Source organism: Oryzicola mucosus (assembly GCF_014534685.1).
GTDB lineage: Bacteria > Pseudomonadota > Alphaproteobacteria > Rhizobiales > Rhizobiaceae > Oryzicola > Oryzicola mucosus.
The window spans coordinates 1,234,318-1,258,162 of the sequence record NZ_JACVVX010000001.1 but is presented as its reverse complement, the minus strand read 5'-3'; the positions used below and the strand labels follow the sequence as shown (position 1 = coordinate 1,258,162).

The window sequence follows — 23,845 nt, the reverse complement described above, 5'->3', positions numbered from 1 at the left end:
TTTCAGTTGAGATATCGATCAGAGGCGGTCGCCATTGGCGCCGTCGAACAGCGAGGCACGCATCGGGTCGAAGCCGATCGTCACCATTTCGCCGACGCGAGGGCTGCGCTCGGAGGAAACCAGCATGGTGATGTTCTGGCCACCCAGCCGAGCCCAGACCAGCGTGTCGGAGCCCATCGGCTCGACGACCTCAACCTCCACGGCGGCCGAAAACGGCCAGCCGGAGCCGGTGTTGACGCCGATATGCTCGGGGCGGATGCCCAAAGTCGCCGGGCCGGTATAGGCGCCCTTAATGCCGAACCCGTAGCCCTTGAGCGGTATCCGGACATTCCTGGCGACGAAATCGGGAGCGTCCCCACCGGCCTCTACCTGTCCTTCCAGGAAATTCATACCGGGGGAGCCGAGAAAGCCGGCGACGAAGCGATTGACCGGCCGGTTGTAGATCTGCTGCGGCGCGTCGAGTTGCTGGATGACGCCACCCTTCATCACCGCGATGCGGTCGGCCAGCGTCATCGCCTCGATCTGGTCGTGGGTGACGTAGATCATGGTATTGCCGAGCTTCTGGTGCAGCCGCTTGATCTCGACACGCAGTTCGGACCGCAGCTTGGCGTCGAGGTTGGACAAAGGCTCGTCGAACAAAAACACCTCGGCATCGCGCACCAACGCCCGTCCGATCGCCACGCGCTGACGCTGGCCGCCGGAAAGGGCTGCCGGCTTGCGCTGCAGCAGCGCTCCGATCTGCAGAATCTCGGACGCGCGGGTGACGCGTTCGGCAATCTGCGGCTTGGGCATGCCGGCGACGCGCAGGCCGAACGACAGATTCTTCTCCACCGTCATCTGCGGGTAGAGCGCATAGGACTGGAACACCATGCCGATGCCGCGATCCTTGGGCTCTTCCCAGGTTACGTTGCGGCCGTTGATGAAGATCTGGCCGCTGCTGACGTCGATGAGGCCAGCGATGCAGTTGAGCAGGGTCGACTTGCCGCAGCCGGACGGTCCCAGCAGCACGAGGAACTCGCCATCGCCAATATCGAGGTTCATGTCCTGCAGCACCGAGACGGTGCCGAAGGCGAGGGAAAGGTCTTTGACCGAAACGCTGGTGTTCATAAGTGAGGCCCTACCCCTTGACCGCGCCGGCGGCGATGCCGCGCACGAAGAGTTTTCCGGAGACGAAATAGACGAACAGCGGCACCAGCCCGGTCAGGATGGTGGCAGCCATGTTGACGTTGTATTCCTTCACCCCCTGCATCGAATTGACGATGTTGTTGAGCTGCACGGTCATCGGGTAGGATTCCGGCCGAGTGTAGATCACGCCGAACAGGAAGTCGTTCCAGATGCCGGTGATCTGCAGGATGATGGCGACCACGAAGATGGGCAGCGACATCGGCAGCATGATCCTGAAATAGATGCCCCAGAAGCCGGCGCCGTCGACCCGGGCGGCCTTGAACAGCTCTTCGGGCATCGAGGCGAAGTAGTTGCGGAACAGGAGCGTCAGGATCGGCATGCCGAAGATCGAATGCACGATCACCAGGCCGCTCAGGCTGCCATAAAGGCCGATCTCCCGCAGCACGATGACGATCGGGTAAATCATCACCTGATAGGGGATGAAGGCGCCGACGATGAGGATGGTGAAGAACACGTCCGCGCCCTTGAAGCGCCAGTTGGCGAGCGCGTAGCCGTTGACCGAGGCGATCACGATGGAGATGATCACCGATGGAACGGTGATCCGCACCGAATTCCAGAAGCCCCGCGACAGCCCATCGCAATTGAGCCCGGTGCAGGCGGTCGCCCAGGCTTTCGCCCAGGGTTCGAAGGTAATTTCCATCGGCGGAGCAAAGATGTTGCCCAGCCGGATTTCCGGCATGCCCTTGAGCGACGTCACCACCATCACGTAGAGCGGCAGGAGATAGTAGAGCGAGACGACGATCAGCGTGCCGTAGATAAAGATGTTGCGGCGCGAGAAGGCGTGGCGCGGCTTGGGACCTTGCGGGCCGGCCTCAATACGGGCTGCGGGAATGGCGGAAAGCGCTACACGGTCATGCACGGCGGCGCCCTCCGAATTCGAGATAGGCCCACGGCACGACAATGACGATCACGGTCAGCAGCATCATAGAGGAGGCCGCGAAGCCCTGCCCGAGGTTCTGGGCGAGGAACATGTAGTCGTAGACATATTTGGCCGGAACTTCCGACGAGATCCCCGGTCCGCCGCTGGTCTGGGCGACGACGAGGTCGTAGACGCGGACGATGCCGGAGGCGAGAATGACGAGCGTCGTGACGAAGACAGGCCGCATCATCGGGATGACGATGAACAGATAGGTCTTCCACATCGGAATGCCGTCGACGCGGGCGGCCTTCCAGATGTCTTCGTCGATGCCGCGCAATCCAGCAAGCATCAAGCACATGATCAGCCCTGTGCCTTGCCATAGGCCGGCGATGAGGATGCCGTAGATGACGAGGCTTGGATTGTAGAGCGGATCGAATACGAAACTCTCCCAGCCAAGCGAGCGCACGACATTCTGCACGCCGAAATCCGGGTTGAGGATCCACTGCCAGACCAGTCCGGTGACGATGAAGGACAGCGCAAAGGGATAGAGCAGAATGCTGCGAAAGGTGTTTTCGAAGCGGATTTTCTGGTCGAGCAGAGCGGCCAGCACGAAGCCGATCACCAGCGAAAAGATCAGCGACAGGATGCCGTAGATCAAAAGGTTCTCGACCGCAATCTGCCAGCGCGGCGCGGCCCAAAGCCGTTCATATTGTTCGAGACCTACGAAATTGAGGCGCGGCAGGAGCCGCGAATTGGTGAAGGAATAGACCACGGTCCACGCCGTACCGCCGACGAAAATCACCACCGCCGTCAGGATCATCGGGATCGAGGCGACCTTGGCGTTCAGGTTTCGGAACAGGCGGTTGGGTCTTCCGGTCGGTGCTGTACTCATCGGGCAGCCTCGGCCAATTGGAGGGGAACGCCCTGCCCCGAAAGCCGGGACAGGGCGGCGCGGCGGGAGGAAATCAGTCCGCGGAAGACACGATGTCCACGAAACGCTTCTGCGCGTCATCGGCGGACAGGTTCGGGTTGCTGAAGAACTCGACGAACAAATCATTCACCTGGTTGAGAGAGTCCGCCGACATGAGCTGGTCGGGCGAAGGAATCACATTTCCCTTGGCCAGGATCGCAAGGCCTTTGCGCATGCAGTCGTTGGCGGCGTCGAGATTGACATCGCCCCGCACCGGCAACGATCCCTTCTTCAAGTTGAAGGCGACCTGCGTTTCCGGCGACAGCATGACGGACGCGAGAACATCCTGGGCTTTCGACTTTTCCGGATCGGAGAGTTTCGGGAAATAGAAGGCGTCGCCGCCCGTCTGGATGACTTCGTTCACGCCAAGCCCCGGCAGGCAGGTATAGTCCGATCCTGCCGTCTGGCCGGCGACCTGGAACTCGCCCTGCGCCCAATCGCCCATGATCTGGCCGCCAGCCTGAGCGTTGATGACCTGCGAGGTTGCCTGGTTCCAATCCTGGACATTGGATTTCGCCGACATCTTGCGGGCATCGTCGACCGCCTTGAAGACCCTCACGATCTCAGGACCGGCAGCGAACTCGGCATCCTTGTCGCCGAAGGTTTTCTGGTAGGCATCGGGTCCGGCGAGCGCGACGAGGAGAACCTGGAACACGAGCGTGGTCTGCCAGGGCTGCTGTCCGAGCGCGAGCGGGATCTTGCCGGCCTTCTCGAGCGCGGGCGCGGCGGCGACGAACTCATCCCAATTCTTCGGAACGGCGACGCCGGCTTCCTCAAACGCCTTGTTCGACAACCACAACCACTGCTGGGAATGGATGTTCACCGGCACGCAGTAGATCTTGCCATCGAGCGTACAGCTGTCGAGAAGGCTTTTCGGCTTGATGAAGTCGGCCCAGCCTTCCTTCGCGGCGATGTCGCTCAGGTCGCGCATCATGCCGGCCTGAACCAGTTCCTCGGCCTGCCTGCCGTGATTGAATTGTGTGGCGCCCATCGGATCGCCGCCGGTGATGCGGCTGATCATGATCGGCCGGGCGGTGCCGCCCGAACCGGCGATGGCGCCATCGACCCATTTGTTGCCGGTGGCGTCGAACGCCTTGGCCAGTTCGCCCACCGCCGCGGCCTCGCCGCCCGACGTCCACCAGTGAGTGACCTCGAGATCGGTGGCAATAGCCGGACCAGCCAGCAAAAGAGCAGTCGATGCCGCCAAGGCCGCAGCCGAGAAGCTAAAACGCATCATCATTCCTCCCAAATCTGAAACGTTACAGATTAAAGGGTATGCGAAGAATTCCGGTCCGGCAAGCCGTCCAGCGTCACTTTTCTTCGAGCATCGAATTAAAGCCGCCCCGAACCACCCCTGCCGCAGCGCAGCAAAAGCTCTCGCTTTAGGAGATTTCACAACCAAAATGCGAAGAATATCAGTCGTTTCCAGATATGTCGCACTGCGGAAACCCGAGCGCCTGCGACAAATCCTGGAGGCTCAAACTGCAGGCCATATGATCGCAAATTTTTATTTTTGAAACGTTACAGGTTGAAGTAACTAATGCTTGTGCGAGATCGGAACCGGTGCGATATGTCCCATGCGCACCCCGCGCTGACCGGGCCTGACATGGACGAGCATACTCCCGATACACCGGTCGACGAGCCGGAGGCAGGCTCCGATCAGGGTCGACCGACGCTGAAGACGATTGCGTTCATGACGGGCTTGGGCGTGACCACCGTGTCGCGCGCCTTGAAGGACGCCCCGGAGATCGGCGCGGCGACGCGCAAGCGCGTGCAGATGATCGCCCGCCAGATCGGCTACCGCCCCAACCGCGCCGGCGTCAGGCTTCGCACCGGCAAGACCAATGTCATCAGCCTGATCCTCGATACGGAAGAGCAGGTCGGCGGTTTCGTCTCCGACATCATCTACGGCATTTCCGAAGCGCTGGCCAAAACGTCCTACCACCTGATCGTCACGCCTTATTCGCGCAACAACGACCCTTTGGAGCCGGTCCGGTACGTTGTCGAGACCGGCTCGGCCGACGGCATCATCATTTCCCGCACCGAGCCGGACGACAAGCGCGTGCGCTACATGATCGAGCACGGCTTTCCCTTCGCCACCCACGGTCGCACGGATATGGGGATCAACCACCCCAGCCACGACTTCGACAATTACGAATATGCCGCGCAGGCGGTGCGCAAGCTCGCCGCTCTCGGCCGCCGCCGGTTAACGCTTTTGGCGCCGCCGTCGAATTTGAGCTACTACCACCATATGCGCGACGGCTTCGCCGATGCGGTTGCCGAATGCGGCCTGATCGAAATCCCGATGAACGGCGTCACGCTGGATCATTCGATCCAGGAAGTCAGGCAGAAGACGGCACAGCTGATGCGTCGCGAGCTGCGGCCGGACGGTTTCGTCTCCGGCTCGGGATCGTCGACCTTCGCGCTGGTGGCGGGAACCGAGGACGCCGGGCTGGAGCTCGGCAGGGATGTCGATATCGTCTCGAAACAATCGTCGAAACTGCTTCACCTGCTCAGGCCGAAAATCTTTGCCGTCGACGAGAATGTCAGGCTTGCCGGCTTCGAACTCGCCCGCTCGGTCATGGGAAGCATCGCCGGCAAGGACATTGCTACGCTGCAGACACTGAGCAAACCCGGCGATGCGCTTCAGGACAAGCAGGGGTAGACGGGAGCGACCCTGCCTTCTCCCCTTGCGGCAGAAGAAAAGTTGCGCCGCAACTGTCAGCTTTCGGCAAAGCCATCCGCACAACGCAAAAAAGACCGGTCGCGAGACCGGTCTTCCGCAAGACGGTTAGGAAAAACTATTCCTTGGGCGTCAGAACCTGACGGCCGCGATACATGCCGGTCTTCAGGTCGATGTGGTGCGGACGGCGGGTTTCGCCCGAGTTCTTGTCCTCGACATAGGTCGGGGCCTTGAGCGCGTCGGCCGAACGGCGCATGCCGCGCTTGGACGGGGAGGTTTTGCGTTTAGGAACAGCCATGGAAGGACTCCACTCTTAAGTCGAAACGCCCCGACAACCCTCGCTAAAGGGCCGCTGTCGAGGCCATAATCTGAGAAAGTGGCGTCGCTATACACGCCCTGCCCTGACTTGACCAGTGCCGCCGCGCTTTTTTTAGCGGCGGGTAGCTATGATTCAGCCGGCGGTGCCCACGCAGCCGACATAATCGCCCGCCCCGCCCGCGCGACGCTCGATCAGCCCCGCCAGCCGCTGCAGGCCCGGTCCCGGCTTGCCTGCATTGCGTTCGATCGGATTGGGCAGGCTGACTGCCAGAAGCGCCGCCTGGCGCCGCGTCAGGTTTTTCGCCGGTTTGCCGAAATGATATTGCGACGCCGCCTCGATGCCATAGATGCCCGGCCCCCATTCGGCAATGTTGAGATAAATCTCCATCAGCCTCTTCTTGGGCATCATCAGGTCGAAATAGACCGCCAGCGGCAGTTCCAGCGCCTTGCGGACGAAGGACCGTCCATTCCACAGATAGAGGTTCTTGACCGTCTGCATCGGGATGGTCGAGGCGCCGCGTGTCGATTCGCCGGCGAGCGCGTCGTTGATCACGCCCTTGAGTTCGCCAAGATCGATGCCGCGATGGAAGCAGAACTGCCCGTCCTCCGACATGATGACCGAATTGACCAAAGCCGGCGCGACATCTTCGATGGGCACCCAGCGCCGGTCATAGCCCTGGAAGGTCGCGAGGTCCTTGAGCATCAGCGTCGAGACGGGATGCACGAAGGGAGGCAGATAAAGGATGGTGAGCACGATGGGGGCTGCGACCAGCACCGCCAGGACGATCAAAGCGCGCCTGAACCAAACGGACATTGAGGATCGGGAAACGCGCCGCCGTCTCGCCGCCATGTCGAGTCCTTCGGTTTCGGGTTCTACTGTCGGTTCCGCCAAGCCGCTGCCCTTGCCTATCCACTCCAACCGCATAACGGCGCTTGGCTTCTTGCGCAACGCCTGTCTGTTCGTTACCGCTCCCAACATGACGACAGAGATCGATACCGTGTTCGAAACGGCACTTCAAATGCGTGCGGAGCAGATCGAAAGCCTGCTGCGGCGGCTTTTGGACGAACGCATCCGTCCCGGCGAGATCGCGCGGCCCGACCATCTGCTGGCCGCCATGCGCCATGGCGTGCTGAACGGCGGCAAGCGGCTGCGGCCGTTCCTGGTATTGGAAAGTGCCGCCTTGTTCGACGCCGACAGCGATGCGGCGATGCGGGTGGCCGCGGCGCTGGAATGCCTGCACTGCTATTCGCTGATCCATGACGACCTGCCCGCCATGGACGACGACGATCTCAGACGCGGCCAGCCCACCGTCCACAAGGCCTTTGACGAGGCCACCGCGATCCTGGCCGGCGACGGGCTCCTGACCTATGCCTTCGACATCATTGCCGACGAAGCAACGCCCTTGCCCGGCGACCGCCGCGCAACGCTCGTGCTGGCCCTGGCGCGCGCAGCCGGCCCCGGCGGCATGGTGGGCGGGCAAGCGCTCGATCTCGACGCCGAGAAGAACATGCCCGCCGAGGACGGCATCATCCGCCTGCAGGCGATGAAGACCGGCGCGCTGATCCGGTTCGCCTGCGAGGCCGGTGCTCTGGTCGCAGGCGCATCGGTGGCCGACCGGGACCGGCTGACGGCGTTCGGCGAGGCCATAGGGCTCGCCTTCCAGCTTGCCGACGATCTGCTCGACGTCACCGCCGATGCCGGTACGATGGGCAAGGCGACCGGCAAGGATGCCGCCGCCGGCAAGGCCACGCTGGTCTCGCTGCATGGCGCGGACTGGGCCAAGCGCCAGCTCGGGGGACTTGTGGCGCAGGCGCACGAACTGCTCGAACCGTTCGGCGAGCGGGCGCTTTTGCTCAAGGCAGCCGCCAGCTTTGTCGCCAGCAGAAGCCACTGACCGGTCTATCGATTTCTCAAGACGATGCAGGAGCCGCCGGCGCCGCGCAGCTTCTGGCAGATCGCATCGGCATCCCCGCGGCTGTCGGCGCCGATGCGCACGGCATAGATGCCCATCCGCCCGCGTCCCGACCGGACCCTGCTGACCACCGGCTCATACGGCTTCAGCAAGGCGGAAAACCGTCCCTGAATCCGTTGCCATTGGCGGATCGCGGCCGGTCGGCGAAAATTGCCGGCAACCTGGATGCCCCAGGGCTTGGTGTGCACCGTGGCCATGGCGATGGTGGCAGAGAACGCCGCCGGCATGTTCTTGCAAGCTTCGCTGAACGGCAGTTTCGGGTCGAGCGGGCGGATCGTGCCGGCATGTGTCCGGTCTGAAAAATTGTCAGCCGGCTCGCCCATAATGTCGAGCACGTAGTTTTCCGTTTCCAGGGGCAGGAACCCGCCGGACGATAGCCAGCGCGTCACCCGCGTCTCGCCCGAGTTGTAGGCGGCCGCCGCCAATCCGAGATTGCCAAAACCCGCCTTCATTTCGGCGAGATAACGGGCAGAGGCCGGGATGGCCTCGTTCATGTCAAAGGAGTTCTTGAGGCCGCGCATCGCCGCCGTGCCGGGCATGAATTGCGCAATGCCCTCGGCGCCTGCCGGGCTCACCGCATTGGTGTCGAAGCGGCTTTCCTTCCAGATCAGCCGGGCGAAGAAATCCCTGGGCAGCCCGTTCTGGACGGCATGGGTTTCGATCAGCGCGCAGACGCGCTCGACATGGCTCTTGCGCTCATCGGGCGGTTCGGCGGCAAAGGCGGGAGCGGCAAGGCAAAGCAGGAACGCCGCTGCCTTGCACGGGGTTCGCATCCTATTCGGCAGCCTGCCGGCCGCTACTGCCATAGCGCTGCTCGATATAGTCGGCGACCATCTTCTCGAAATCGGCCGCGATGCTCGGACCTTTCAGCGTGGCCGCTTTCTTGCCGTCGATGAAGACCGGCGCGCTCGGCGACTCGCCTGTGCCGGGCAGCGAAATGCCGATATCGGCATGCTTGGATTCGCCGGGACCGTTGACGATACAGCCCATCACCGCGACCTTGAGCTCCTCGACGCCCGGATATTTCTCCCGCCACAGCGGCATGTTCTTGCGGATGTCGGCCTGGATATTTTGCGCGAGTTCCTGGAAGACGGTGGAGGTGGTGCGGCCACAGCCGGGGCATGCCGCGACGATGGGAATGAACTGGCGGAAGCCCATGGTCTGCAACAGTTCCTGGCTGACCTGAACCTCGCGAGTGCGGTCGCCGCCGGGCTCCGGCGTCAGCGAGATGCGAATGGTGTCGCCGATGCCCTGCTGCAGCAGGATGCCCATGGCCGCCGACGACGCGACAATGCCCTTGGTGCCCATGCCGGCCTCGGTGAGGCCGAGATGCAGCGCATGGTTCGAACGGCCTGCCAGCTCGGTATAGACGGCGATCAAATCCTGCACCTGACTGACCTTGGCCGACAGGATGATCTTGTCGCGCGACAGGCCGATCTCCTCGGCCATCTCACCCGAGATCAGCGCCGACTGCACGATCGCCTCGCGCATCACCTGGTTGGCGGTGAGCGGGAAGCCATTGTTCTGGTTCTCATCCATCAACCGGGTCAGGAGGTCCTGGTCGAGCGAGCCCCAGTTGACGCCGATGCGCACCGGCTTGTCGTAGCGGATCGCCATTTCGACGATATCGGCGAACTGCTTGTCCTTCTTGTCCTTAAAGCCGACATTGCCGGGATTGATGCGGTATTTGGCAAGCGCCTCAGCGCAGGCCGGATGATCGGCCAGAAGCTTGTGGCCGATATAATGAAAATCTCCGACCAAAGGCACGTTGAAACCAAGCCGCTCCAGCCGCTCGCGGATACGCGGAACCGCGGCGGCACTCTCGTCGCGGTCGACGGTGATGCGCACGATTTCCGACCCGGCGCGCGACAGGGCCGCCACCTGCGCCACCGTTCCGTCGATATCCGCCGTGTCCGTATTGGTCATCGACTGGACGACGACGGGCGCACCGCCGCCCACCAACACGCCGCCGACATCCACGCCGACGGAGGAGCGGCGCGGAAAGGGTGAGGAAAAATATCGGGTCATGCCCGGGAACCTCTATCATAAAAACGTCAGCCATGAGGTGGCGGACGCCGCCTGCCTTGTCAATGCCGGCCATGGCAGCCTTTGCCGAATTGATCGGCGCGGTACGGTGCGGTTACTTGCCGCCAGTACAATGCCGATGCGACAAAGGAGAGTCCCTGCAGGCATCCGCCATGTGAATGCTGACGGCTCCTGACAAACGGGGCAGCATTGATAATGCCGATCAAATTTTCTGACTATATTGCGATGCAGCTTTGAGATAAGAAACCGAGCCGTCCGACCTTGCTCCAGGCGGATTGTTAATCGGTTCGTGCAATACCATATCAACTCGAGTTGATGGGGTTGCGCCTTACCCAATGGAAGCGACAGATGTCGAAATTCAGGTTTCACCAGGTCGCCGCCGTGGCGGTGCTCGTCGTATTTGCCGTCTGGATGGGAACGGGTAAGTTCTCGTCGGTCGGCAGCGCCCAACCTGCCGCCGATGCCACACCGGCCGCGGCCGAGCAGCCGCAGGCGCCAGTCCGCGCTGTTGCCGTGCTGCAGCCGCCGCGCACCGAGCATGCCCGCACCATCCGCATCTCTGGACTGACCGAGGCCAACAAGCGCGCCGTTCTCGCGACCCGCGCCAATGGCGTGATTGTTCAGCTTCCGGCGCAGGAAGGCGACCACGTCAAGGAAGGCGATCTCGTGCTGATGCTCGACGCCGAGGAAAAGACGGCCGCGGTGGATAACGCCAAGGCGCTGTTCGAGCAGCGCAAGGCCGAATTGGAAGCTACGCAGCAACTGTTGAAATCGGGAAATCTGGCCAAGCTGCAGGCCGACAGTGCCCGCTCGGCCTTTGCGGCGGCACAGGCGCAGGTGGAAGCCGCACAGGCGGAACTGTCGCGCAACCAGGTCAAGGCGCCGTTTGCCGGCCTGATCGATCGGGTCGATGTCGAAATCGGCAGTTCGGTGCTGCAGGGCGGCGAAGTCGCCACCATTCTCAACCTCGATCCTATTCTCGCCAAGGGCGAGGTCAGCGAGCGCGACCTGCAATATCTCACGATCGGCGAAACGGCCGAGGTGAAGCTGGTGAATGGCGAGAAGGTCAACGGCTCGCTCAGCTACATCAGCCGCGATGCCTCCGCCCAGACGCGCACCTTCCGTGTCGAGATTTCGATCCCCAATCCGGACCTGAAAATCCCCGCCGGCATGACGGCGGAAATCGCGCTGAAGGCGGAAGCCACGGACGCCGTGATACTGCCGCGCTCGGTCGTGACCCTGTCGGCCAATGGCGATCTCGGCGTTAGGGCCGTCGACAAGGACAACAAGGTGGTGTTTTACCCGATCGACCTCGTCGACGACACGCCCACCGGCCTTGTCCTGGCGGGCATCCCGCCCGAGGCGCGGATCATCGTTGCCGGCCAGGAACTGACTACCGAGGGTCAGACGGTCAACCCGGTGCAGGCCGACGAAGCGACGGTCAAGAAGCTCATCGGCGAAGCTACCGGCGCCACACAATAAGACTTGCGGGACGGCATGAGCCGTCCCCGGCCCTTTCGTTCAGGATCTGAACATGGATATCGTCAAGCTCGCGATTCGCAACGCGCGTCTTACCATTTCGGTGCTGGTGTTCCTCATCGTCGCCGGCGCGTTGGCCTATCAGGCCGTGCCCAAGGAGGCCGAGCCTGACGTCGCCATTCCGATCATGTATGTCAGCCTGGTCTATCAGGGCATTTCGCCGGAGGATTCCGAGCGTCTGCTTTTGCGGCCTGTCGAAGCGCAGCTGAAGAACCTCAAGGGTTTGAAGGAGATGCGCTCTGCCGCCTATGAGGGCGGCGGATACGTGCTGGTGGAATTCGATCCGTCCACCGATCTCGGCGACGCGCTGATCGACACCCGCAACAAGGTGCAGGACGCCAAGCGGGACCTGCCGCAGGGCGTGGAAGAACCCACCGTCAACGAGGTCAACCTGTCCGAGTTCCCGGTGCTGGTCGTCACCCTTTCCGGCGACATGCCAGAGCGCGTCCTGACGACGGCGGCAAAGGCGCTGCGCGACCGGATCGAGGAGGTTCCCGGCGTGCTGGAAGGCACGCTGCAGGGCGCACGCGACGAACTGGTCGAGGCCATCATCGACCCGATGAAGCTGAGTTCATATAACCTTCGGCTCGACCAGCTCATTCAGGGCATCGGCGCCTCCAACAGCCTGGTCGCGGCCGGCGCCATTGAAGGTACCGAGGGCAAATACGCCATCAAGGTTCCCTCGCTGATCGAAACGCCGCAGGATGTTGCCAACCTGCCGGTGGTGGCGGGCAACAATGCCGTCGTGCGCGTGCGCGATCTCGCCACGGTGCGCTCAACCTTCAAGGACGCCGAGACGATCACCCGCCTCAACGGCAAGCCGGCTATCGCCATCGAGGTCAAGAAGCGGATCGGCGCGAACATCGTCGAGACCATCGATGGCGTGAAAGCCGTCGCCGACGAGTTCGTCAAGACAGTGCCGGAAGGCATGGAGGTGACCTACACTCAGGACAAGTCGGTCTTCGTCAATCAACTCCTGAGCGACCTGCAGAACCACGTGCTGATCGCTGTCATCCTGGTCTTCATCGTCATTCTCTATGCGCTATCGGGCCGCGCCTCGGTTCTCATCGGCCTGGCCATCCCCTCCTCTTTCCTGATGGGCATTTTGGCGCTGGCGCTGATGGGCTACACGATCAACATGATTGTGCTGTTCAGCTTGATCCTTGCCGTCGGCATGCTGGTGGACGATGCGATCATCGTGACCGAATATGCCGAGCGTCGCATGTCTGAAGGCATGCCGAAGGAACTGGCCTTCGAGGAAGCGGCCAAGCGCATGGCAGGCCCCGTCATCGCCGCCACCATGACGCGTATCGCCGCCTTTTCGCCGTTGCTATTCTGGCCCGGCATCATTGGCGACTTCATGAAATACCTGCCGATCACGCTGATCGTGACGCTCGCGGCCTCCATGCTCTACGCGCTGATCTTCGCGCCAACGCTGGGCGCGATCTTCGCCAAGGCGCCAGATCATGCCGAGCCGGAGCATCGCGACGGAGCCTATATGGCCGTCGTCAAAAAGGCAGTGCACTATCCCAAGACGGTTTTGCTTCTGACGCTGGCGCTGCTGGTGGCAGTACCTGTGGCCTATTCGAAATTCGGCGCGGGCGTCGAATTCTTCCCAAATGTCGAACCCGACTACGGCCTGCTCTATGTCCATGCGCGCGGCAACCTGTCGCTCGCTGAGATGGACACCGCGACGCGCGAGGCGGAAAATCGCCTGCTCGGCTGGCCTGGCGTGGAGTCCGTCTACACCCGCGTCGGCAAGACACGCGGGGGCAACGAGATTCCCGAAGACGTGGTCGGCGTCATCCAATACGAATTCATCGACTGGCGCGAGCGCAAGTCGGCACACGACATTCTGGACGAGTTGCGCCAGAAGATGGCCGGCATTCCCGGCGTCGACGTCGAGGTGCGCGTGCCGGACGCCGGCCCGCCGACCGGCAAGCCGGTGCAGATCCAGCTCTCCGCCGTCGATCCCACCGGCCTGAACGCCAAGGCGGCCGAGGTTGCAGCCGCGGTTGCCAAGGTGCCGGGCGTCATCGACGTATCCGACGGCCTGCCGCCGCCCGGCATCGACTGGGCGCTCGAGGTCGACCGCTCCAAGGCAGCCCAATACGGCATCAGCCCGACATCGGTCGGCACGGTGGTGCAACTCGTGACCACCGGCCTCAAGCTCACCGACTACCGCCCCGCCGGCGCTGACGACTCCGTCGACATTCGCCTGCGCCTGCCCGAAGACCGCCGCACGCTCGCCTCTCTCGACCAGTTGCGCGTGCAAACGGCGGAAGGTTCGGTGCCGATCTCCAACTTTGTGTCGCGCAAGCCGGAGAAGACGACGGGCATCCTCAACCGCATCGACGCCAAACGGACCATCACCATCCAGGGCAACGTGGCCTCAGGCTATCAGGTCGCCGCCGTGCAGGCCGAGGTCAGCGATCTGGTGGGCAAGATGGAGCTTCCCGGCATCGACTGGAAACTCGCGGGCTCCAACGAGGACAGCGCCGAAGCCAGCGCGTTTCTGGGCAACGCCTTTGGCGCGGCGATCTTCCTAATCTTCATCGTGCTTCTGGCGCAGTTCAACAAATTCACCAGCGTGGTGCTGGTTCTGTCCTGCGTTGTCATGGCGACGATCGGCGCTTTCCTGGGCATGATGCTTACCGGCCAGGCCTTCGTCATCGTCATGTCGGGCATCGGCATCATTGCTCTTGCCGGCGTGGTGGTGAACAACAACATCGTGTTGATCGACACCTATGACCGGCTGCGCGAAGAAGGCTGGACCAAGCTGGACGCCGTGCTGCAGACCTGCCGCGAACGCGCCCGTCCCGTGGTGCTGACGGCGGTGTCGGCCATCCTCGGCGTGCTGCCCATCGCCTTCGGCCTAGGGCTGGAAATCTTTCACCAGGAGACCACGATCAACGCGCCGTCGACGCAATGGTGGATCGCGCTGTCGTCGGCCATCGTCTTCGGCCTGTCCTTCGCAACGGTTCTGACGCTAATCGTGACGCCTTCGATGCTGATGGTGTTCACCCGCGATGCCCGCAAGCCCGGCGAACGCAGCTGGTTCGGCAAGATCTTCAACTGGCGCAGGGACAAGGCAGCCGAGACCCAGTCGGCGCCGGACGACAAGGAGCCCGGACAGCCCCTGCCCAACCCCGCGGCGGAATAGGACGAAGCGTTTCGAAATAAGCGTGTGTTAACGCTGACTTGCAATCTATCAGGGCCGTTTGGAACTTCCAGGCGGCCTTGTGCATTGTGATGTTATTGCAACATGCCTTGGAGGGCACGCCATGACGATTTCCACCATTCTGATCATTATCCTGATCCTGCTCTTGATTGGCGCCATGCCATCCTGGGGATATTCGCGGAACTGGGGATATGGTCCCTCGGGCATCGTCGGCGTGCTTCTGGTCGTGCTGATCATCTTGATGCTGATGGGCAGAATCTGACAGTACAAACCATGCAAAAAGGGCGCCGAACAGGCGCCCTTTTTCGTTTATGCAAGTCCTCACTCCTTCGGTGTGCCGCTGGCGAACTCGGCGCGATGGGCGAGGCCCGCCATAACGCAGACCACGAGCAACAGGCATGAGACGGTCATGAAGACGATGGAAAACCCGGTGCGCTGGGCGACGAAGCCTATAGCGGACGGTGCCACGAGGATGCCGGAATAGCCCATCGTCGTAACAACGCTCATGCCGGCACCGGAGGACAGGCCGGTCTGGTTGCCGGCTGCCGAAAACAGGATCGGCACGATGTTCGCGACGCCGAAGCCGGCGAACGCGAAGGCTGCTATCGCCATCCACGGCGTGGTGGCGATAGAGGCGGCGAAGATGCCGATGGCCGCGACCAGTGCCGACAGGCGCAAGGTGCGGACCGACCCGAACCGATTGCGCACGCCGTCGCCGAGGAAGCGCATGATGGCCATGATGCCCGAGAAGGCTGCGAAGGCAAAGCCGGCTGTGGCGATGTCGGCGCCCATCTCCTGACGCAGATACAAGGCGGCCCAGTCGAGAACCGCCCCCTCCGGCACCATCGAAAACAGCGCCATCATGCCGATGAGATAGATCGCCGGGTTACGCGGCAGCGAAAACGACTTGTGCTCGTGCTTTTCTGGCCGTTCCTCGCCCACCAATCTGCCAATTGCAAAAACGACCGCGGCAATCGCAACGATGGTCACCGCGACGCCATGCCAGACGGAACCGAACTGCTGGATGAAAAGACCGCCCAGTCCGCCGCCGATAAAGCCGCCGAGGCTCCAGAATCCATGCGAGGACGACATGATTGCTCGGCTGAGCTTGCGCTCGACAACCACGGCATTGGCGTTCATCGCCACGTCCATGCCACCGATCAGCCCGCCAAACAGCACCATAGCCACCGCGGCCAAGGGCACGTTCGGTGCGACGGACACGAAAAGCAGCGTAAAGCTTGCAACCACTGAAAGTCCGCGCGTCACGTCGCGCGAGCCGAACCGCGAGATGAGGTAGCCGGTGACGCTCATGGCCCCGACGGCACCGAGGCCAAACAGCAGGATGAGCAGGCCCAAGGTGAATTCGCTGATACCAAGGCGCGCGACAAACACCGGAATCTGCGGCGCCCAGCTTCCCGTCAGGAACCCGTTGACGAGAAAAACGACTGCCAGCGCCCAGCGCCCACGCGCTGCCGCCGAACCGGTTGTTGTCAATGTTGCATCCATGATGCCGAGCTCCTAGCACAATTTCAGTCGAGTTAGACGCGCGGAAGCCACTTCACTTCCGACAAAACGCTCAACAATGCGGCTTTTTAAATCGATTGAATTTTGCGTCAAGAGCCGGCCTCGTCCATGAGTTGGGCCAGACGCGTTAACCCTTCTTTAACTTTCGCCCGAATTTGGTCCAAGACATGCTATAACAGGCGCATGCTGGGCACAGGCAGCAGCCAACGTTTGGCTCGTGTCCGCAAAGGTAGGCTTAAGGAGGGCTGGGGGGCTCGTCGGCGAGCGTTCGCCGCGCTGTATCGCGTTGGAGTGTGTATCATGAATAATCCCGTGTCTCGGCTCGTCCGGAGTTCATCGAAGCCCGCATATGGCGGCTTGGCGCCACGGCATGCGGCTATCGCCACTGCTGGCATTGCCGGCGCTATCGTGCTGGCAGTCGGCGCTTTTGCCGTTTTTGGCGGGTCCACGCCGGAGGTTACCAAGACTGCCACGGTCGCTCCCGAGAGCACCCAACCTGCTGCTCCAGTGAAAAAGCCCGCCCAAGTCAAGCAGGCCGCATCCAAGACGCCCCAACCGCAACAGAAGAGTGCTGAGGCAAAGCCAGTCGCGAAGCCTGAAAAGCCGACAGCGCGAAACCAAATGACGGCGCCTGAAACGACGCTGGCCGCCAAGCTGACCTCCAGCCTGCCGCCCCTGGCCAACGCCCCAGTACCCGCTGTGGATGGAGTGGAAATCGCATCGACGAGCGCAGCGGTGCCGCTGCGGGAAGCGGCTTCGACAGGGTTGACCGAGCCGGCATCGGAAAGACTGGCGATCCCCGATGGATTGCGCGGCACGGTGGACGTTCAGGTGGCCGAAAGCGAAGCCGAGGTCGCCATGCTGGAGACGTCAACCGGCATGACCGACGAGACCGCCCCGGCCCCCGATACGGCCACCGTCGCAAGCGTCGCGCCCAACAGCGCGGAGCCGGTGGTCACCGTTGAACCGCAGGCCGCTGCCCGGACGCCCGTCCAAGCACCCACCGGCCCGCTGCCTGCGCTGAAGCCGGCAAAGTCCACGCAGGCCGTCAAACTGCGCGCCGGACCCGCCGACGAGGCGGGTGTCATCACCATCCTGCCGGCGAACGCCGCCATACAGGCCGAGGCAGACTGTCAGTGGTGCACCGTGGTCTATAACGGCAAGCGCGGGTATATCTATAAGAACTTCATCCGCCGCAGCGCTGCGGAGGAAGCCGCTGCCGGCCAGGGGCTTTTCTAAGCGTCTGGGACGATTGGGCGGAGTATGTGGTGGGCATTTACCCCACCCTCGATCCCTCCCCACAAGGAAGGGAAGGGAGGCGCTGTTATTACCGTGCGACGGCGATGCGATTCCAGGGATTGGTCAAGCGCGCGCCCCCCCTCCCCGCAAGGGCAGGGGATCGCAATGGAGTTCCCCTCACCCGGCCTCCGCTACGCTTGGCCACCATCTCCCCGCTGGGCCCGAAGGGCCGGATGAGTGGCCTGAAATCCAGATGCGATTGCCAAGGGGTTAGAATCGGAGCGATCGATCCCGTGGATTACCCATAGACGACCAAAAGATCCTTGGCATCGATCTGGTCGCCGGTCTTGACCAGCACCTCTGCGATGGTGCCATCACGCTCGGCATGCAGCGCGGTTTCCATCTTCATCGCCTCGATGGACAAAAGCACGTCGCCGGCCTTGACCGCCTGGCCTGAAGCCACCGCGAGCGTCGAGACGACGCCGGGCATCGGCGCACCGACATGCGCTTCATTGTTGAGCTCCGCTTTGCGGCGCGCCTTACCGTTGGAAGCGCCATGCGCCCGGTCCGGGACCTTGATGCGGCGCGGCTGGCCGTTGAGCTCGAAGAAGACCGTGACCATGCCCTTGTCGTCGACATCGCCCACGGCAAGACAGCGAACGACGAGCGTCTTGCCTTTCTCGATGTTGACGAAGACCTCTTCCTCGCCCTTCATGCCGTAGAAATAGGTCGGCGTCGGCAGCACGCTGACCGGGCCGTAGTTTTCCTGGGCGGCGGCGAAGTCCGAAAACACCTTCGGGTACATTAGCCAGGATGCGAACTCGAAGTCCGACAGCGCGCGTCCCAGCTTTTCTTCGATCTCCGTCCGATCCTTTGCAAGATCGGCCGGCTTGAGCAGCGAACCCGGACGCTCGGTGATCGGCTTGTCGCCCTTGAGCGCCTTCTTCTGCAGGGTTCCGGGCCAACCGCCGGGCGACTGGCCAAGATCGCCGCGCAGCATCGACACCACGGAATCCGGGAAGGCTATATCCTTGGACGGGTTTTCGACGTCGGTGACCGTGAGGTCCTGGCTCACCATCATCAGCGCCATGTCGCCGACCACCTTGGAGGACGGAGTGACCTTGACGATGTCGCCGAACATCAGATTGACGTCGTGATAGGCCTGCGCCACCTCGTGCCAGCGGGTTTCCAGCCCCAGCGAACGCGCCTGCTCCTTGAGGTTGGTGAACTGTCCGCCCGGCATCTCGTGCAGATAGACTTCCGAAGCCGGACCCTTCAGGTCGCTTTCAAAGGCGGCATACTGGTTGCGCACGGCTTCCCAATAGAAGGAAATCTTGCGGATCCAGGCGGTATCCAGGCCGGGATCGCGGTCCGAACCCTTCAACGCCTCGACGATCGAGCCCAGGCAGGGTTGCGAGGTGTTGCCGGAAAACGCGTCCATCGCCGCATCGACGGCATCGACGCCCGCGTCGATGGCGGCCAGCACAGTGGCTGCCGAAAGACCGGATGTATCGTGGGTGTGGAAATGGATCGGCAGGTCGGTTTCTTCGCGCAACGCCTTGAACAGCACACGAGCCGCGGCAGGCTTGAGCAGGCCCGCCATGTCCTTGACGGCGATGATGTGAGCGCCCGCCGCCTCGAGCTCCTTGGCCAGCGCAACGTAATATTTCAGGTCGTATTTGGCGCGGGCGGGGTCGAGAATGTCGCCGGTGTAGCACATGGCGGCTTCGCATAGCTTGCCCTCGGCCAGCACCGCATCCATCGACACGCGCATGTTCTCGACCCAGTTCAGGCAGTCGAAGACACGGAAGAGGTCGATGCCGCCGGCGGCCGCCTGTTTGACGAAATACTGCACGACATTGTCGGGATAGTTGGTGTAGCCGACGCCGTTGGCCCCGCGCAGCAGCATCTGCAGCAAGATGTTCGGCGCGGCCTCGCGGATGTTGGCGAGCCGCTCCCAGGGATCCTCGGTAAGAAACCGCATCGACACGTCGAAAGTCGCCCCGCCCCAGCATTCCAGCGACAGAAGCTCCGGCAATGCGCGCGCATAGGTGCCGGCGATGCGGCCGATGTCATGGGTCCGCATGCGCGTGGCGAGCAGCGACTGGTGTCCGTCACGCATCGTCGTGTCAGTGATGAGAATTTGCTTCTGCTCGCGCATCCATCCGGCGAATTTCTCGGGGCCGAGCGCATCGAGCCGCTGCTTGCTCCCATCGGGGATCGGCGCGGTGGACCATGGAACGATGGGAGCCGCCGCATCTGGGTTCGGTATCGGCCGGCCACGCGTCTCGGGATGTCCGTTGACCGTAACATCGGCGAGATAGTTCAGAAGCTTGGTCGCACGATCCTGCCGCTTCACCTGGGCGAAGAGCTCCGGCGTCGTATCGATGAACTTGGTCGTGTAGGAATTATCCTGAAAGCTGGGATGGGTGATGATCGCTTCCAGGAAGGTCAGGTTCGTCGCTACGCCGCGAATGCGGAACTCGCGCAGAGCGCGGTGCATGCGGGCAATGGCCTCCTGCGGCGTCGGCGCCCAGGCGGTGACCTTTTCCAAAAGCGGATCGTAGAACCGGGTGATCACCGCACCTGAATAAGCAGTGCCGCCATCAAGCCGGATGCCGAAACCGGTCGCACCGCGATAGGCGGTGATGCGGCCATAGTCGGGAATGAAATTATGCTCTGGATCCTCGGTGGTGATGCGGCATTGCATGGCGTGGCCATTCAGCCGGATATCGGCCTGCGCCGGCACGCCCGATTCCGGCGTGCCGATAGCGAAGCCGTCGAGAATGTGGATCTGCGCCTTGACGATATCGATGCCGGTGACCTGCTCGGTCACGGTGTGCTCGACCTGGATGCGCGGATTGACCTCGATGAAATAGAATTTTCCGGTGTCGGCGTCCTGCAGGAACTCGACCGTTCCGGCGCCGATATAAGCGGTGTCGCGCGCCAGCTTCAGCGCATAGCCGCACAATTCCTGCCGCAGTTCGTCGCTGAGATAGGGCGCGGGCGCGCGCTCGACGACCTTCTGGTTGCGGCGCTGGATCGAGCAGTCGCGCTCGAACAGATGCACGGCATTGCCATGGGTATCGCCGAGCACCTGGACCTCGACATGCCTGGCGCGCTCGATCAGCTTTTCGAGATAGACTTCGTCCTTGCCGAAGGCCGCCTTCGCCTCGCGCTTGCCTTCGGTGACCTCGCGCAGAAGGTCGGCCTCGCTGCGAATGGCGCGCATGCCGCGTCCGCCGCCGCCCCACGACGCCTTGAGCATGATGGGATAGCCGACTTCGGCGGCGAGTTTCTTGATGGCTTCGGGGTCGTCGGGCAGCGGCTCGGTCGCCGGGATCACCGGCACGCCGACCTCAATGGCGAGATTGCGCGCGGCGACCTTGTTGCCGAGACGGCGCATGGTTTCGGGCTTCGGGCCGATGAAAGTGATGCCGGCTTCCGCGCAGGCATCGGCGAATTCGGGGCTTTCCGACAAAAGCCCATAGCCGGGGTGGATCGCATCGGCGCCCGAAAGCTTGGCGACGCGGATGACCTCCTCGATCGACAGATAGCTCTCGATCGGGCCGAGATCGCGTTGAAGATGTGGACCGCGCCCGACCTGGTAGCTTTCGTCCGCCTTGAAACGGTGCAGGGAGTATTTGTCTTCCTCAGCCCAGATCGCAACAGTTCGGATGTTCAGTTCATTGGCCGCGCGAAAGACGCGAATGGCGATTTCCGAACGGTTGGCGACTAGAATCTTGCTGATCGGCACGAAGAACTCCCCCTACGACAGGGCTGTATGATTAGCCGGAAAATGCTGCAGTGCAAACATAAATTTCCCGACACATTAATCGATTTAAAACAGACGTCCTGCTCTAGTGAGTGTTGGCCGCCTGGGCGCAAAAGCTGCTGGAAAAACAGAAACGCCCGGCACGAGGCCGGGCGTTCCGAAGCGGGAATCCGCGTGGATTACTGCTGGAGGTAAGTGAACTTACCGTCCGGACCCTTCTTCCACTCATACATGACGTAGCCGGGGAGCTTCGGGTCGCCCTTCTCGTCGAACGAGATGTCGCCCAGGGCCGTCTTGAACGGGCCTTTTTCCTTCATCGCCGTTGCAACGGTCTCAGGATCGGCCGAACCCGCTGCCTTGATGGCATCGGCGATGGTCTGCATCGCGGCGTAGGAGTAGAGGGTGTAGGCCTCGGGCTCGAAGCCAGCGGCGCGGAACTTCTCGACCAGTTCCTTGTTCTCGGGCATCAGGCGCGGATCCGGGCCGAAGGTGTTGAGCGTCCCTTCAACGGCATCGCCAGCGATGGAGGCCAGTTCGTTCGACACGATGCCATCGCCAGAAACCAGCGTGGCCTTGAGGCCCTGGTCAGCCGACTGGCGGATGATCAGGCCGGCTTCGGTGTGAAGTCCACCCCAATAGATGATCGAAACGCCGGCATCCTTCATCTTGGCGATGAGGGCGGAGAAGTCCTTGTCGCCGGTGTTGACGCCTTCATACATGACTTCGGTCACGCCGGCGGCGTTCATCGCCTTCTTGGTCTCATCCGCGAGGCCCTGGCCGTAAGGCGTCTTGTCGTGAATGACCGCGATCTTGGCGTCCTTGAACTTCTCGGCGAGATAGGCGCCGGCAATGCCGCCCTGCTGGTCGTCACGGCCGCAGGTGCGGAAGGTGTTCCACAGGCCGCGTTCGGTAAAGGTCGGGTTGGTCGCAGCCGGAGTCACCTCGAGGATGCCGTTTTCGGCATAGACTTCCGAGGCCGGGATGGAGACGCCCGAGTTGAAGTGACCGACCACGAACTTCACGCCGTCCGCCACGAACTTGTTGGCGACCGAGATGCCCTGCTTGGGATCGGAGACGTCGTCGCCGACGACGACCTTGATCTGCTCGCCATTGACGCCGCCCGCGGCGTTGATGTCGGCTGCGGCCTGCTCGGCACCCTTCTGGAGCTGAGCGCCGAAGGCAGCGTTGGGGCCCGTGATCGGACCGGCCACGCCCACGATGATATCAGCCCATGCACTGCCGCTGAAAGCGACGAGCGCAGTCATCGCAACAGCCGACAAAAGTGACTTTTTCATTGAAAGACTCCCATTAAAAGAGCGGGCCCTGACAGCTTTTGTTGCGATGCCCGCCCAGCTCGCAGAAAAGCAAGTTTGCCGATTTTCCGGCAGTTGTCACGCCTATTCGATGTGAAATCGGCGTGAGTGAAGTTCATCAGGCTTTTGCCTTCCAGGAGAAGACGGACGCCTTTTCGTACAGCCAGTGGTATTGGTTCACCATCTGGTTGGTCCGGGTGTAGCGATAGCCCAGCGTCGACAAAAACAAGAGGATCACCGTGTCGACGACGTAATATTGCGGGCTGAACATCGTGCCGTTGAACAGCGCATGGTGGATAAAGCGCACGGCCACGCCCAATCCCAGCGTATAGAGCACAAGGTAGGGATAGGTCCGCCATGTCTTGGCACAGGCGCGGCCCGTCATCCAGGCCGCCCAGCCGCCCAGCAGGCAGGTGACAAAGAAGAACTGCCAGATCGAAGGCTCTTCGTAGAGTATTCCGCTCACGGTTCGACCCTCCTAGGCCTTGGTCAATGCCTGCCGCCTTCGAGATAGGCGGCGCGGATTTCGGGATTGGCGAGCAGCTCCGCGCCGCTGCCGCTCATGGTGACGTTGCCGTTGACCATGACGTAGCCGCGCGTTGCCAGTTTCAGCGCACCGAAGGCGTTCTGCTCGACCAGAAAGACGGTCAGGCCCTGCGTACGGTTGAGTTCGCGGATGGCATCGAAAATCTGCTTGACGATCAGCGGCGCAAGACCGAGCGACGGCTCGTCCAGAAGCAGAAGCTTCGGCCGCGCCATCAGCGCGCGTCCGATGGACAGCATCTGCTGTTCGCCGCCCGAGAGCGTGCCGCCGCGCTGGCCGATGCGCTCCTTGAGGCGCGGGAACAGGTGGAAGACCTTCTCGACGTCCTCATCGTAATATTTGAGGTTGTCGAGGCTGGCGCCCATCTGGAGGTTTTCCATCACCGTCATGCGCGGGAAGATGCGTCGCCCCTCGGGCGACTGCGCGATGCGGAGCCGCGCAATTTCGTGCGTCGGCATCTGGGTGATGTCGGTACCGTTGAACACGATGGAGCCGCTGCGCGCACGCGGCGTGCCGAAGATGGTCATCATCAGCGTCGACTTGCCGGCGCCGTTGGCGCCGATCAGCGCAACGATCTCGCCTTCATCGACGCTGACGTCGACGCCGTTGAGCGCGCGTATATTGCCGTAATAGGTCTCGACGCCCTTGATATCCAGAAGAGCTTTTCCCGCCATCACTTGGCTCCCTTGGATGTCG

At 62.3% G+C, this 23,845-nt stretch carries 19 protein-coding genes; 6 read left to right on the top strand and 13 right to left on the bottom strand.

Going from position 1 to position 23,845, the window contains the following annotated elements; all coding sequences use genetic code 11:
* Positions 1–18 precede the first annotated feature (18 nt).
* From ICI42_RS05990 to ICI42_RS05975, 4 genes are all read right to left on the bottom strand, one after another.
* A complete protein-coding gene (locus ICI42_RS05990) occupies positions 19–1,107 on the bottom strand; it encodes an ABC transporter ATP-binding protein (protein WP_188163569.1) in 1,089 nt (362 codons plus the stop codon).
* A 10-nt stretch (positions 1,108–1,117) separates the two neighbouring features.
* Positions 1,118–2,044, bottom strand: coding sequence for a carbohydrate ABC transporter permease (locus ICI42_RS05985; protein WP_188163568.1), 927 nt, complete (start codon positions 2,042–2,044; stop codon positions 1,118–1,120).
* Positions 2,037–2,936: a carbohydrate ABC transporter permease gene (locus tag ICI42_RS05980; protein ID WP_188163567.1), complete on the bottom strand. Its 900-nt coding sequence runs from the start codon at positions 2,934–2,936 to the stop codon at positions 2,037–2,039. Before ICI42_RS05980 ends, ICI42_RS05985 begins: the two co-directional genes overlap by 8 nt.
* A gap of 73 nt (positions 2,937–3,009) precedes the next feature.
* Positions 3,010–4,248 (bottom strand): ABC transporter substrate-binding protein, encoded by a 1,239-nt coding sequence (locus ICI42_RS05975; RefSeq protein WP_188163741.1) that lies wholly within the window; start codon positions 4,246–4,248, stop codon positions 3,010–3,012.
* Positions 4,249–4,620: 372 nt separating this feature from the next.
* On the opposite strand from ICI42_RS05975, the gene ICI42_RS05970 reads away from it, so the two are divergent.
* On the top strand, positions 4,621–5,679 hold the full coding sequence (locus tag ICI42_RS05970; RefSeq protein WP_188163740.1) for a LacI family transcriptional regulator: 1,059 nt from the start codon (positions 4,621–4,623) through the stop codon (positions 5,677–5,679).
* Positions 5,680–5,815: 136 nt separating this feature from the next.
* Here ICI42_RS05970 and rpmF read toward each other — a convergent pair whose 3' ends face one another.
* Together rpmF and mtgA are read right to left on the bottom strand one after the other, a co-directional pair.
* A complete protein-coding gene (gene rpmF / locus ICI42_RS05965) occupies positions 5,816–5,995 on the bottom strand; it encodes a 50S ribosomal protein L32 (RefSeq protein ID WP_188163566.1) in 180 nt (59 codons plus the stop codon).
* A 153-nt stretch (positions 5,996–6,148) separates the two neighbouring features.
* Positions 6,149–6,865: a monofunctional biosynthetic peptidoglycan transglycosylase gene (gene mtgA, locus ICI42_RS05960; RefSeq protein WP_188163565.1), complete on the bottom strand. Its 717-nt coding sequence runs from the start codon at positions 6,863–6,865 to the stop codon at positions 6,149–6,151.
* Positions 6,866–6,992: 127 nt separating this feature from the next.
* On the opposite strand from mtgA, the gene ICI42_RS05955 reads away from it, so the two are divergent.
* Complete coding sequence (locus ICI42_RS05955; RefSeq protein WP_188163739.1) at positions 6,993–7,910, top strand: polyprenyl synthetase family protein; 918 nt, start codon at positions 6,993–6,995, stop codon at positions 7,908–7,910.
* A gap of 5 nt (positions 7,911–7,915) precedes the next feature.
* On the opposite strand, the gene ICI42_RS05950 is transcribed toward ICI42_RS05955, so the two are convergent.
* Both ICI42_RS05950 and ispG read right to left on the bottom strand, forming a co-directional pair.
* Positions 7,916–8,761 carry a lytic transglycosylase domain-containing protein gene (locus ICI42_RS05950; RefSeq protein ID WP_188163564.1) on the bottom strand — a complete coding sequence of 282 codons (846 nt, stop codon included), beginning with the start codon at positions 8,759–8,761 and terminating at the stop codon, positions 7,916–7,918.
* Between the two features lies 1 nt (position 8,762).
* Positions 8,763–10,016, bottom strand: coding sequence for a flavodoxin-dependent (E)-4-hydroxy-3-methylbut-2-enyl-diphosphate synthase (gene ispG, locus ICI42_RS05945; RefSeq protein WP_188163563.1), 1,254 nt, complete (start codon positions 10,014–10,016; stop codon positions 8,763–8,765).
* A 366-nt stretch (positions 10,017–10,382) separates the two neighbouring features.
* On the opposite strand from ispG, the gene ICI42_RS05940 reads away from it, so the two are divergent.
* The 3 genes from ICI42_RS05940 (at position 10,383) to ICI42_RS05930 (ending at position 15,016) form a co-directional block, all read left to right on the top strand.
* A complete protein-coding gene (locus ICI42_RS05940; protein ID WP_188163562.1) occupies positions 10,383–11,516 on the top strand; it encodes an efflux RND transporter periplasmic adaptor subunit in 1,134 nt (377 codons plus the stop codon).
* A gap of 52 nt (positions 11,517–11,568) precedes the next feature.
* Complete coding sequence (locus tag ICI42_RS05935; protein WP_188163561.1) at positions 11,569–14,736, top strand: efflux RND transporter permease subunit; 3,168 nt, start codon at positions 11,569–11,571, stop codon at positions 14,734–14,736.
* A 121-nt stretch (positions 14,737–14,857) separates the two neighbouring features.
* A complete protein-coding gene (locus tag ICI42_RS05930; RefSeq protein WP_188163560.1) occupies positions 14,858–15,016 on the top strand; it encodes a DUF3309 family protein in 159 nt (52 codons plus the stop codon).
* A 59-nt stretch (positions 15,017–15,075) separates the two neighbouring features.
* Here ICI42_RS05930 and ICI42_RS05925 read toward each other — a convergent pair whose 3' ends face one another.
* On the bottom strand, positions 15,076–16,260 hold the full coding sequence (locus ICI42_RS05925; RefSeq protein ID WP_188163559.1) for an MFS transporter: 1,185 nt from the start codon (positions 16,258–16,260) through the stop codon (positions 15,076–15,078).
* A gap of 318 nt (positions 16,261–16,578) precedes the next feature.
* Between ICI42_RS05925 and ICI42_RS05920 the strand changes: the two genes are divergently transcribed.
* Positions 16,579–17,517, top strand: a complete 939-nt coding sequence (locus ICI42_RS05920; protein WP_188163558.1) for an SH3 domain-containing protein — start codon at positions 16,579–16,581, stop codon at positions 17,515–17,517.
* 298 nt (positions 17,518–17,815) lie between these two features.
* Here the strand turns inward: ICI42_RS05920 and pyc are convergent, their stop codons facing one another.
* The 4 genes from pyc to ICI42_RS05900 all read right to left on the bottom strand — a co-directional run bounded on the left by pyc (position 17,816) and on the right by ICI42_RS05900 (position 23,823).
* The gene (gene pyc, locus ICI42_RS05915; protein ID WP_188163557.1) at positions 17,816–21,274 is read right to left on the bottom strand and encodes a pyruvate carboxylase; all 3,459 of its coding nucleotides are present in this window, start codon (positions 21,272–21,274) and stop codon (positions 17,816–17,818) included.
* Between the two features lie 197 nt (positions 21,275–21,471).
* Entirely contained in the window at positions 21,472–22,587 is a 1,116-nt protein-coding gene (locus ICI42_RS05910) for a branched-chain amino acid ABC transporter substrate-binding protein (protein WP_188163556.1), read from the bottom strand.
* A 136-nt stretch (positions 22,588–22,723) separates the two neighbouring features.
* The gene (locus tag ICI42_RS05905; protein ID WP_188163555.1) at positions 22,724–23,071 is read right to left on the bottom strand and encodes a DUF6867 family protein; all 348 of its coding nucleotides are present in this window, start codon (positions 23,069–23,071) and stop codon (positions 22,724–22,726) included.
* 23 nt (positions 23,072–23,094) lie between these two features.
* On the bottom strand, positions 23,095–23,823 hold the full coding sequence (locus ICI42_RS05900) for an ABC transporter ATP-binding protein (protein WP_188163554.1): 729 nt from the start codon (positions 23,821–23,823) through the stop codon (positions 23,095–23,097).
* Positions 23,824–23,845: the final 22 nt, after the last annotated feature.

What these genes read in the sequence shown, in the direction of transcription:
- ICI42_RS05950 (WP_188163564.1), bottom strand. Translation starts at nt 8,761, where the DNA reads ATGCGAACCCCGTGCAAGGCAGCGGCGTTCCTGCTTTGCCTTGCCGCT.
- ICI42_RS05940 (WP_188163562.1), top strand. Translation starts at nt 10,383, where the DNA reads ATGTCGAAATTCAGGTTTCACCAGGTCGCCGCCGTGGCGGTGCTCGTC.
- ICI42_RS05930 (WP_188163560.1), top strand. Translation starts at nt 14,858, where the DNA reads ATGACGATTTCCACCATTCTGATCATTATCCTGATCCTGCTCTTGATT.
- ICI42_RS05920 (WP_188163558.1), top strand. Translation starts at nt 16,579, where the DNA reads ATGAATAATCCCGTGTCTCGGCTCGTCCGGAGTTCATCGAAGCCCGCA.
- ICI42_RS05980 (WP_188163567.1), bottom strand. Translation starts at nt 2,936, where the DNA reads ATGAGTACAGCACCGACCGGAAGACCCAACCGCCTGTTCCGAAACCTG.
- rpmF (WP_188163566.1), bottom strand. Translation starts at nt 5,995, where the DNA reads ATGGCTGTTCCTAAACGCAAAACCTCCCCGTCCAAGCGCGGCATGCGC.
- ICI42_RS05975 (WP_188163741.1), bottom strand. Translation starts at nt 4,248, where the DNA reads ATGCGTTTTAGCTTCTCGGCTGCGGCCTTGGCGGCATCGACTGCTCTT.
- mtgA (WP_188163565.1), bottom strand. Translation starts at nt 6,865, where the DNA reads ATGGCGGCGAGACGGCGGCGCGTTTCCCGATCCTCAATGTCCGTTTGG.
- ICI42_RS05955 (WP_188163739.1), top strand. Translation starts at nt 6,993, where the DNA reads ATGACGACAGAGATCGATACCGTGTTCGAAACGGCACTTCAAATGCGT.
- ICI42_RS05990 (WP_188163569.1), bottom strand. Translation starts at nt 1,107, where the DNA reads ATGAACACCAGCGTTTCGGTCAAAGACCTTTCCCTCGCCTTCGGCACC.
- ICI42_RS05900 (WP_188163554.1), bottom strand. Translation starts at nt 23,823, where the DNA reads ATGGCGGGAAAAGCTCTTCTGGATATCAAGGGCGTCGAGACCTATTAC.
- ispG (WP_188163563.1), bottom strand. Translation starts at nt 10,016, where the DNA reads ATGACCCGATATTTTTCCTCACCCTTTCCGCGCCGCTCCTCCGTCGGC.
- ICI42_RS05925 (WP_188163559.1), bottom strand. Translation starts at nt 16,260, where the DNA reads ATGGATGCAACATTGACAACAACCGGTTCGGCGGCAGCGCGTGGGCGC.
- ICI42_RS05910 (WP_188163556.1), bottom strand. Translation starts at nt 22,587, where the DNA reads ATGAAAAAGTCACTTTTGTCGGCTGTTGCGATGACTGCGCTCGTCGCT.
- ICI42_RS05970 (WP_188163740.1), top strand. Translation starts at nt 4,621, where the DNA reads ATGGACGAGCATACTCCCGATACACCGGTCGACGAGCCGGAGGCAGGC.
- ICI42_RS05935 (WP_188163561.1), top strand. Translation starts at nt 11,569, where the DNA reads ATGGATATCGTCAAGCTCGCGATTCGCAACGCGCGTCTTACCATTTCG.